This is a genomic window from Streptococcus sp. k-378, assembly GCF_013277505.1.
In the GTDB taxonomy this organism is placed as follows: domain Bacteria; phylum Bacillota; class Bacilli; order Lactobacillales; family Streptococcaceae; genus Streptococcus; species Streptococcus pseudopneumoniae.
Genome location: NZ_VMNC01000127.1, coordinates 1 through 2,996 on the forward strand (window position 1 = coordinate 1; position 2,996 = coordinate 2,996).

The window sequence follows — 2,996 nt, forward strand, 5'->3', positions numbered from 1 at the left end:
CTGGAGCTGCTGGAGCTGGCATTGAATCTTCCGCTGGTTTAGCTGGTTCTTCTGGAGCTGCTTCCTGATCAGCTTTTTCTGCTTTTTCAAGCTCTTCAACTTTTGCTTTTGCTTTTTCAGCCTCAGCTTTAGCCTTCTCTAGTTCAGCTTCAGCAGCTGTTTGAGCTTGTTCAGCTTCAGCTTTTGAATTTTCAGCTGCTCTTGCTTCATTATTTTCTTTTTCAGCCTTAGCAGTCGCATCATCAGCTGTTTTCTTAGATTCTGCTGCTTTTTGCTCTAACTCCGCAATTCTAGCATCTGCTTCTTCTTGGGGTTGAACTGGAGTTTCTTCTTCCGTTTTAGCTGGTTCCTTAGCTTTTGCTTCCTTTACTTCTTCAAGGGTCTTATTGAAGTCATCAACACGAGAATTAATATCTTCTGCGTAAGATCCAACAAGGGCATCCGCCTGGTTAAATTCAGCTTCTGCTGCTGCACGAGCTTCTTCCGCTTCTTTGAGTTTTCTTTGTTGTTCCTCCAGAGCTTTAGCTTTTTGCTCAAGGTCGGCTTTGGCTTTGTTAGCTTGCTTGGTTAGAGAGTCAATTTCATCTCCCAATTGATCCGCCTTGTCTTGCAGTTTTTCTGACTCTGGACGTTTGGCATCCTCAGCTTTGGCTTTTTCAATTTGAGTTTTTATCTCTTCAGGAAGATTTCTCTCATTATAAAACTTATTGCTATTTTCAGAGTCAGGTTTATCATCCTCTGTTAGTAATTCATCCAAAACTTGACTAGCCTTGATAGCACCACTTTCAATTGCGTCTAGTAAATCTTCCTTACCGATTGCCGCTTTGGCTGCTTGAATAGCTGCTGCTTTGTCCTTAATCTTATCATCTGCATTAATCTTAGCTTCGGCATCCTTTTCAAGCTCTGTCAAGGCTGCTTCAAGATCAGCTTTGGCTTTATCTTCTTTTTTCTGATCTGAGGTCTTAACTTTTTCTATCTTCTCAAGAGTCTCTTTGAGTTTATCAACACGAGAGTCAATCGCATCCTTATAAGCTTCCAGAACTCCATATTTCTCCTCAAGATCAGCTTTGGCTTGATTATAATCTTCTGAATCCTTTTGTTTATTTTCAAGTTCTTTAGCTTTTTTCTCAAAGTCAGCTTTAAGTTTATTAGCTTCCTCGGTTAGAGAGTCAATCTCATCTCCCAATTGATCCGCCTTATCTTGCAGTTTTTCTGACTCTGGACGTGCCTTCTCTGCAGCTTCGGCTTTCTCAACTTCCATCATTTTATCTGAAGGAAGCGATTTTTTCTCATAAACCACGTTTGTGCTGTCAGGTGTAGTTTTAGCATCTTCTGTTGGTAATTCTTTCACAACATCCTCTAGTGAAATATCCCCATTTTCAATTGCTTTTAGTAAATATTCCTTACCGATTTTCTCTTTTGCTTCTTTGATAGCTGCTGCTTTGTCCTTAATCTTATCATCTGCATTAATCTTAGCTTCTTCAGCCTCCTCTAATTGAGTAAATGCATCAATAAGTTCTTCTTTAAGCAAAGTGTTTGGTTCCTTAGCTTTTGCTTCCTTTACCTTTTTCAGAGTTTCATTGAAGTCGTCAACACGAGTATCAATATCTTCTTTATAAGACTCAGCCAGTGCTAAAGCCTTTTCAAATTCAGCTTGTGCCGCTTCATGAGCTGTTTTCGCTTCTTCTAGTTTTTTCTCTTCTTCTACCAGAGTTGCAGCTTTTTTCTCAGCTTCGGCTTTAGCCTTATTAGCTTGCTTGGTTAGAGAGTCAATTTCATCCCCCAATTGATCCGCCTTGTCTTGCAGTTTTTCTGATTGTGGACGTTTGGCATCAGCCTCCTCGGCTTTTTTGATTTTAGCTTTTATCTCTTCAGGAAGAGAAGAATCTTTGCTAGTAATAACTCGTTCTTCATCTTCCTTTGTTGGCAATTCCTTTACAACATCACTGGCCTTGATTTGACCATTTTCAATTGCTTTTAGTAAATCTTCTTTACCGATTCTCTCTTTTGCTTTTTTAATAGCTGCTGCTTTGTCAGTAATCTTGTCATCTGCCTTAATTTTAGCTTCGGCATCCTTTTCAAGTTCTGTCAAAGCCTTCATCACTGCTTCTTTAGCATCAGCTTCTTCCTTTTTAGCAGCAGCTAGCTCAGCATCAGCAGCCTGTTTAGCTTTTTCAGCTTTGGCTTTTGCCTCTTCTGCAGCTTTAGCATCATCTGCTTCGGATTTTGCTTTCTTAGCAGCTTCTTCAGCTTTTGCTTTCGCTTCCTCTACTTTTTTCTGTAGTTCAGCAACTTTAGCTTCAGCTTCTTTTCTAGCTGCTTCCGCTTTTTCAAGATCCTTTTTAGATTTTTCGGATGCTTTGCTAGTGTTAGTAGTATTTGATTCATCAGCTTTTACAGCCAATTGCTGAACGCTAGTAAGACTAGCCCCTAAAACTACCGCACTGGCTAGGCTAGCAAAAATCATCTTTTTCTTCCCCATTTAGGTCACCTCTTTATTATTATTTTTAATCACCTGAATCACCATCATTATACTCTTCTACAACATATATGTCAAGTATTTTCCCAATGTTTACCCAATATTTATCTAAAATTATGATTCGGATAACTCCCCCTAGTCTGGTCAAAGTGGAAATTGGCCTAAAACAGATTTTTATGGTGGAATTTAGTGTGAGACGTTTGAGTTAGAAATGAGCTCTACTATGACAAAACATAAATACCTGACCCTTTCAGACCCTCATGAATTCTCTAGGCTGGAGATTTTGGCTCTATAATATTTGTAGTAGGAAAATCCCCTATGGATATTATGGAGCCTATTTTGTTGTAGAAAAAAAGTCCCATAAGATCTATAATGAAAAGCAACCAAACCATCATTAGAAAGATTCATATGGAACAATTACATTTTATCACAAAACTACTCGATATCAAAGACCCTAATGCCCAAATTATGGATATCATTAATAGAAGGAAATCATTGCTCCCGACTTTATCACTTA

1 protein-coding gene is annotated in these 2,996 nt (G+C 38.7%); it reads right to left on the reverse strand.

Going from position 1 to position 2,996, the window contains the following annotated elements; translation table 11 throughout:
* Positions 1-2,482: cell wall-binding protein (locus tag HT719_RS10330; RefSeq protein WP_172929135.1), on the reverse strand; the 2,482-nt coding region annotated here is incomplete at its 3' end.
* Positions 2,483-2,996: the final 514 nt, after the last annotated feature.